Genomic DNA, 7096 nt, shown 5'->3' with positions numbered 1-7096 from the left:
GCCGACGGCGCTCCACGGACGTGATGACTTCAATTGGATGCTTGGTCATAGGACTACTCCTAGTGTTTGCACTAGGACTTCCGATGTTCGCATCAACCTCGCAAGGCGGCCTTCACCGGGCGCTTACCTCAAAATCTACGGCGGCAACTAAGCGGTGATCGTTGCCTTTGATGTTGAAGACGATCCTCTGAGCGCTGACGACGCTTGCAGTTGCATATAGTCGCTTCACGTCAGAGGAACTGGTCCAGTTCGCCTTGCTCACTTCGTCGAACCATGCGTCGAGGGCCGCTTTCACCGCAGGCTGCCCCTTGTCGCCATCCAGCTGTTCGACATATTCCCGCAGCGTGCGTCGGGCTATGATCCTCATGCTGCACCTATAGCATGAGACCGAATTGGTCTCAATTCGGAATCTCTCGATTGTCCCGCGAAGGCCATCGCGGCGCTTTCGGGTATTCGACCGCGTCGGCGGCTGAAGAACGTGATCCAGGTGCGCGAGTTCGGATCCGTGTCGCCAGGAGGCCAATGACCCGGCAGACGATAGCCTGCTTTCCCATCTTTGCTCGCTCGCACGTCAACCACATCGAGTGTTCCTAAGCCATGAAGACCGAGCCATTTTTGCCATTGGAGGACCTGCTCGGTCCTGGTGTCCGCCACAAAGATTGCGGGAACTGCTGGCTGCATACCGGTTGATACCGAGCACTCCTCGCGCGCGTTAGGTTTATATATTTTTTCTTTCTCTGGATTCGGTGGACGTATGTGACCACCTTTGTCGGACAGATGTGACTGCCTTCGCGGACGAATCTGACCGCCATCGTTCGGGCGTAGGGTGACAATTCTGTCCGTCTTTTCACGTGCCTCGGATGCCCGTAGGATCGACAACGCAGACGGACGATATTCTGTATTGTGGCCTGTGCCATTCCCGCGCCGGACGTCGAACCACTCTTTGGCTTCGAGTTCCCGGATCGCACGCTGGATGGTCTTGACGCTCTTGCCGGTCGCGTCGGCAATCGTTTGATAGGACGGCCACGCCTTCTCGGTGTGGCCGTTCATGTGCGTGGTGACGATGTACAGAGCCACCGATCGAGCGTTGTCGCTGAGTTCCTTGTCGCAGCTCAGTTGCTGGAGCCACTGCAGCTTCACTTCGCGAAAGGGACGGTGATTGGTCATGCTCCCCTCCCATTCGATTTCGCCCTAAGGGACGACGTGTCAGCATTTGAACTGGAGGTCGTTCTGGTCCATGGGGCGCCTTCATTGAGGAGGCGAAAAGCTTCACGAAGTCTTGACAGTATTGCTGTAAGTGATTGATTTATGGTTGGGTGTTTGACGGCGAATGTCAACCAAGTGTGCAGTATTGCGACAGCAAAATCGGATTGAAAATCCGCGTGTCGGTGGTTCAAATCCGCCTCCGGGCACCATTTTTCCAGTTTGAGAACAGCTTTCGTGCCAGGCGCGGGTTCAGGTGCCGTGGCTTTGTTCGCCGATCACTTCCCATTCGCCACGAAATCGCAAATCCACTGCCGCATGTGCCGCTGGGCCGGCAGGGGGGTGATGTTGTGGTCGGCGTCGGGCAGGGTGTCGAGGCGGACATGCTCGAACGCGCGAAGTCCGGCGCGGTCCTTGCCGAAATAGAGTGCGAGCTGTTCCAGGCTCTCGTCGCGCTCGCTGCAGAGGAAGTTGATCATTACCCCGCGCCGGTCGAGATCGCGGAAGATCGCGTGGCACTCGGCGCGGAACCGTCCGTATTTCGACAGGTTCGGGAAGATCGGCGCGAGCGCGTGCGAAAGACGCGACACGATATGGATCGACAGGCCGCGCAGCACGCCGCGAATGCTGATTTCGCCGGAAATAAGCCGTTTGAAGGTCTTCGGGTCGGTCAGACGCCGCTTGTATTCGCCGATCGGGCGTGGGCCCATGCGCGCCACCTCGACCAGGCTTTCCTCCGGGTCCCAGATCAGGCGCAACTGGTTGATGAGGGCGAGCGCGGTGACCCGGGCATCCCGGTGTCCGGCGTGGAATGCGCCATAGGCGCCGCTGCATCGCCCGATCAGTACATAGTCGCCGGGGCAGGCCTGATCCAGATAGTCCAAAGCGTCGCAGACGTCGCGGATCGGACCTTGGGTATAGAGGACCTGATCCGGATCGCCGGCTCGCGCCGGGCTGTCGCAGATGTTGGAGACGTCGAAACGCAGGGAGGGAATGCCGCGGCGGGCAAGTTCGCGGGCGGCCTCGACCCAGCAGCGCGCCCAGCCGCCGTGATGGTCGTAGCCGGAGTTGAGAAAGACCGCGACCTTGCCCCCTTGCCCCGCCGGCCTTGGGGAAGCCGGCCGGCACAAGACGCCGAAGAGCGGCGCTTCGGGGCGAAAGACGACGCCTTCCTCGGTGAACCCGTCGCCGACGAGACGTGCCGGTGCGTCGGGAACGCCCGCCGTCGCCTCGGCTCTGTCTTCGCGGGGAAATGTTGCCGAGCACCACTCGGCCATCTCGGCGATCAGCGCTTGCGGCACGATCGAGGCGGTCGGGTCTTCCATCAGCTTGTCGTAGCCGTCAAAGGGGAGCACCGTGACCTGATGGCCCGAGGCGCCGAACCGCGTCGCCGTTTCACTGTCGGAGGGGACGGCGGGGCGGGCGGCGACGAGGCAGGGCAGGGAGACTGCCCATGGTGTCATATCGATGCCGGTCGACTGGAGATCGACGGCAACGCCGCGCGGCAGCACCAGTCCGCCGATCGAGACTTCGCCCTCGGGCAGGGCCTCGGCGGGAAGTCCGAGCCCCTCGAGGATCACCTTGGCCCGAAGATTGGTCTCGCGCAGGAACCTTTTGCCGCTGGCGACCGGCGCGGCCAGAATGAGGCCCGCGACGTCGGATCGAAGATGCGCCACCCGCTCGGCGATCAGCGCGCCGGGACCAAGGCCGAAAACGACCACCTGCCGGCAATCGGCCGCGCCCTTCAGGCTGTCGCAAGCCGCGATCGCCGCATCCGTCCAGGATTGCAGATCCTCGCCGCCGGCGAGATCCAGCGAATCGACGGTGCCCGGATAGTCGAACCTGAGGACCGGGAAACCTTCGGCGGCCAGCGCGTCGGCGAGGCAGCGGAGAAATTTCCGGGTGCAGAGTTCGTCGAAACCCCAGCTGCGGCACAGGACGATCCCGGTCCGGCCTTGGCCTGCCGCGTCCGGGAGGGTCAGGTGTCCGGCGCAACCGGCAAACGCGATCGGTAAGGTTTGCGTCATGTCTTAGTCATCCGAGCGGCGGGTGGGAACGACGAGCAGCAGCAGGCGATAGATGAGATCTGACAGCCGACGCGGGAGTTTGGAAGGAAGATTGGTCGCCAGCGCAACGACATCGTTGTGCGGAACGACGCGAAGCACGCGCAAGGCGATCGCATAGACGAGTGCACCGCAGGCGACGGAAAGCACGAGGCCGACAAGGCCCTGGATCTCAAGCAGTACGCCATAGGCAACCGCCGCGCAGACAAGGGCGGCAAGTGCGATCAGCAGCAGGTCCTTGACGTTGAGACCGATCCGCAGGCGCATCCAGCAGAAGGCGATGAGCCAGGTCAGCCATAGCCCATGCACGCCCGTTCGAGCCCAGGCCGATCCGAGTCCGGCGCCCTCGGGGATGATGAGCGCGAAACTCAGCAGGGAAACGACGGCGGTAATGGGCGAGGCATAGACGAAGAAGCCGCTGCGCTCGCAGGCGCCGATGATGATCGTCGGAACGGTGGACAGCGCGGTGATGAAGGCGAAACCGACCAGCACCTGAGCCATGGGGACCGACTCGCGGAAATCCGGACCGAACAGCAGCGGCAGCAACTCACCCATGATGGCCGCGCCGCCGAAGCAGATGGGCAGGATGAGCAGGCTGAGCCAGCGCATGATGCGGTGATAGGTCAGCCGGATCCGGTCGAGATCGCCGCTGTCGTGATGACGGCCGATATGCGGCGTCAATCCGCCCAGCATCTGGGTGGGGAGTTGGACGACCAGCCCGGCCAGTGTCAGCCCGGCCGCATAGTGGCCGATTTCGGTCGTGCCGTAATAGAGGCCGAGGAAGAAGAACTCCATCCGCGTCCAGATGAACATGCCGACCGCGGCGGAGAACCAGCTGTCCCGGCCAAGGGCTTTCATTTTCGGCGTGACGACGATGCCGGGATCGGGTTTCTGGGCGATATAGCGCCACAGTCCCACAGCCTGGGGAAGATGGCGGCCCACATGACCGGCAAGGGCGCCGGCGACCCCGAACAGATAACCGCCGATGGCGATCAGCGGCAGCTGGATGAGGCAGCCGATGAAGGTGAGCCTGGTTGTCTCGGCAAAACGATTGAGCCCGCGGGCCGCGCTCTCCGAAAGGCTGGCGATCGCATAGGACAGGAGGATGAGGCTGGTCATCGCCCAGGTTGACGGCGCGTGTTCGGTGACGTGGTCGGAGACCTGCAGCCACAAGGCATAGGCGACGAGCCCCGCCGCGACAAGCACGGTCGGCACCAGGAAGTAGGGCAGAAGCACCCGCGCCAGGCCGCCGCCCGGATGGCCGGGCCGGTCATAGGTCGGTATGTAGCGCAACAGCAGGTTCGGTATGCCGAGACCGACCAGCGTCGAGGCGGTCATGGCGATGAACAGCGCGAAGGCGACCTCGCCGGACCCCTGGGGGCCCAGCAGGCGCGCGACGATCACGCTTCCGGCGAAACCGAAGGCCAGGGAAATAATGCCGGCAAGGGTGCTGAAAGCCGACGAGCGGATGAAGGTGGCCATGATTGTCCTGCTGATATCCGCTTTCGCGGACGTTCACGTGTCTAGATTGCGCCTTGGCCGAGACGCTCCGCCGGCCGCTTGCTGCAGCCGGCCTTGCGATGGCGATTGGCCATCGGTTTCCCGCAGCAATCGCGCGACAACCCTGCGTCGGATGACGGGTTCGGTCAGGAAGAGCTTGATCATGTCGAAATACCTGCCTTTGGCCCTGGCGCGGTGAAAGCGCCCGATGGGAGCCTTGGCGCGAAGGTCGGCGAGGCGCAGTTCGAAAGCCTGCCTTTCTTCACCCGTCAGGCGGGCCCACAGCTCGCTCCGTACCTGCTCTAGGGCCGTAATGAGCGGACGCGTATCGGCCGTGCTGCGGGAGTGGGGCGAGGACAGGCCACTGATCGCGCCGACCGGCGTCGTGTAGATATAAAGCGGCTCATCGACATAGTAGGCACGCCCGCCGGCGGCCAGGATGCGAAGGTTGAACAGCAGATCCTCGCCCGCCCTCACATCGTCGCGGTAGACGATGCGATGCCGCCGCAAGAAGTCGGTGCGCACCAGCGGCTGAAGATAGCCGAAATCGTGCCGGTCGGCAGCCGAGGGCAGGAGAAAGTCCGTCATCGTCAGATAGCCGTCGGACAAGCCGGTGTAGACGGGTCCGGCCTCCGCGCCCGCCGCAGCGTCATAGGCCATGAGATTGTCGGCGATGAACTCCGCCTCGTCCGCGTGGCGCAAAAGCCGCTGCAGCCGGTCGGGACGCCAGAGGTCGTCGGAATCGAGCAGGGCCGTCCATGTGCCCCTTGCGGCCTTGAAACCCGCATTTCGGGCAGCGGAGGGACCCATATTGCGGGGTTGGCGCATGACGAGCACGCGCGCGTCCCCGGCAAATGCGCGTTCCACCAGTTCGGGGGTTCCGTCGGTCGATCCGTCGTCGACGACGATCACCTCCATATGCACATCCCGCTGCGCGAGCGCGCTTTGCACCGCGTGTACGACGCAGTCTTTCGTGTTGAAACACGGAATGACAACGGACACCAGTGGTTCTGTCATGAATACTACCCCGTTCGCGGATCGGGATATTAAGGAATCATTTCTTTCGATTCCGTATACTGGCGCGGTCGACAGTCACACTATTGCACGGGTCTCTCATGCCGACGTCATTTTATCTCGACAATGTTCGAAATCTCCTGCGCAATCTGCGCCAGGAGCCGATCTCGGCATTGCCGGGTCGTCTGGCGGCCATTGCCAGGCCGAAGATGTTCAGGCTGTCGGAGGAAGCAGCCCACCGCACCGGTGCCGGCGCAATCCTTGCCCGCGCCTATCGCGGCAAGGGCATTGCCCTGATGTTTCACGAGATTCATTCCGACGTCGACGGCGAATTGCGCACGGGCTGCAGCGCCGCGCAACTCGCCCGGATCATCGATGCCGTGCGGGCCGACGGTCGCGACATCGTGCCGATCGGCGAGGGGCTGCGCCGGCTGGCCGAGCCGGACAGCACGCCCTTTGCCTTGCTGACCTTCGACGACGGCTATCGCGACAACCGGACGAACGCCCTGCCGGTGCTCGAACGGGCGCAGGCGCCGATGACGCTGTTTGCTCCGACCGGCATGATCACGCGCGAGATAAATGCGTGGTGGCTGGGTTTGCGCGAGCTCATCAAGACCTCGGCCGTGCTCGATCTTCCCGCCATGGGGCGCAGCTTCGATTGCGGGGATCTTGCCAGCAAGATGTCGGCCATGAGAATGGTCACGGGCTGGATCGGCACCGACCAGTCACGGGCGGACGCCTTGGCGCCCGTCTTCGCGGCCAAGGGCATCGATCTCGCGACCCTCGTCGAACGCTATGCGATGGATGAAGCCGAATTGCGGACGTTTGCGGCCCATCCCCTCGTCGAGATCGGCGCCCATACGCAAAGCCACCGTTTCTTATCCGCTCTCGATGAGGCGACCGTGCTCAACGAACTGAAGTCGAACAAGGCCTATCTCGAAAATCTGCTCGGCCGGCCGGTCCGCTACCTCGCCTATCCCTTTGGCACGCCTGGCGCCTGCGGCGAACGCGAGGCGCGCTTGGCGGCCCTGGCCGGTTTTGAGGCGAGCTTCACCACCCGCGCCGGCCATCTTTTCTCCGAGCATCTGCGACACCCTCAGCTTCTCCCCCGTATCGATGTCGGCTATGCGCCGCAAAGTCGTGCCGCTCTCGCCAGCCGCTTGAACGGCTTGCACCGGGCGATGACCACCGGCTTTGGCAATCCTGTCGCGATCGGCACCTGAAGCCGGCGGCTGCTGGCCGGCGACGTAAAAAATATCCCCATTCAGCTCCTGGGATCGGAACCATCCGGCGCTTCACGCGTTTGCCGCGATCAG

General features: G+C 63.2%; 6 protein-coding genes. 1 reads left to right on the top strand and 5 read right to left on the bottom strand.

Features of this window, described 5'->3' with window-relative positions; all coding sequences use genetic code 11:
• Positions 1-112 precede the first annotated feature (112 nt).
• The 5 genes from DYZ14_RS14235 to DYZ14_RS14215 form a co-directional block, all read right to left on the bottom strand.
• Positions 113-367: a type II toxin-antitoxin system HigB family toxin gene (locus DYZ14_RS14235; protein ID WP_154721286.1), complete on the bottom strand. Its 255-nt coding sequence runs from the start codon at positions 365-367 to the stop codon at positions 113-115.
• The gene (locus DYZ14_RS14230) at positions 364-1167 is read right to left on the bottom strand and encodes a helix-turn-helix domain-containing protein (protein WP_154721285.1); all 804 of its coding nucleotides are present in this window, start codon (positions 1165-1167) and stop codon (positions 364-366) included. Before DYZ14_RS14230 ends, DYZ14_RS14235 begins: the two co-directional genes overlap by 4 nt.
• A 314-nt stretch (positions 1168-1481) precedes the next feature.
• Positions 1482-3230 (bottom strand): alpha/beta hydrolase, encoded by a 1749-nt coding sequence (locus DYZ14_RS14225; protein ID WP_154721284.1) that lies wholly within the window; start codon positions 3228-3230, stop codon positions 1482-1484.
• Positions 3231-3233: 3 nt separating this feature from the next.
• On the bottom strand, positions 3234-4748 hold the full coding sequence (locus tag DYZ14_RS14220) for a lipopolysaccharide biosynthesis protein (protein WP_154721283.1): 1515 nt from the start codon (positions 4746-4748) through the stop codon (positions 3234-3236).
• A 33-nt stretch (positions 4749-4781) separates the two neighbouring features.
• Positions 4782-5783 carry a glycosyltransferase family 2 protein gene (locus tag DYZ14_RS14215; RefSeq protein ID WP_154721282.1) on the bottom strand — a complete coding sequence of 334 codons (1002 nt, stop codon included), beginning with the start codon at positions 5781-5783 and terminating at the stop codon, positions 4782-4784.
• A gap of 98 nt (positions 5784-5881) precedes the next feature.
• Between DYZ14_RS14215 and DYZ14_RS14210 the strand changes: the two genes are divergently transcribed.
• Entirely contained in the window at positions 5882-7003 is a 1122-nt protein-coding gene (locus DYZ14_RS14210) for a polysaccharide deacetylase family protein (protein ID WP_154721281.1), read from the top strand.
• Positions 7004-7096 lie beyond the last annotated feature (93 nt).

It is taken from the genome of Ciceribacter sp. T2.26MG-112.2 (assembly GCF_900492205.1).
Classification (GTDB): Bacteria; Pseudomonadota; Alphaproteobacteria; order Rhizobiales; family Rhizobiaceae; genus Allorhizobium; species Allorhizobium naphthalenivorans_A.
Note: the sequence above shows the minus strand (reverse complement) of the source record. Positions and strands in the feature narration are given on the sequence as shown.

Bases quoted from the DNA above. Each gene is read 5' to 3' on its own strand.
- DYZ14_RS14235 (WP_154721286.1), bottom strand. From the start codon at position 367: ATGAGGATCATAGCCCGACGCACGCTGCGGGAATATGTCGAACAGCTG.
- DYZ14_RS14230 (WP_154721285.1), bottom strand. From the start codon at position 1,167: ATGACCAATCACCGTCCCTTTCGCGAAGTGAAGCTGCAGTGGCTCCAG.
- DYZ14_RS14220 (WP_154721283.1), bottom strand. From the start codon at position 4,748: ATGGCCACCTTCATCCGCTCGTCGGCTTTCAGCACCCTTGCCGGCATT.
- DYZ14_RS14215 (WP_154721282.1), bottom strand. From the start codon at position 5,783: ATGACAGAACCACTGGTGTCCGTTGTCATTCCGTGTTTCAACACGAAA.
- DYZ14_RS14225 (WP_154721284.1), bottom strand. From the start codon at position 3,230: ATGACGCAAACCTTACCGATCGCGTTTGCCGGTTGCGCCGGACACCTG.
- DYZ14_RS14210 (WP_154721281.1), top strand. From the start codon at position 5,882: ATGCCGACGTCATTTTATCTCGACAATGTTCGAAATCTCCTGCGCAAT.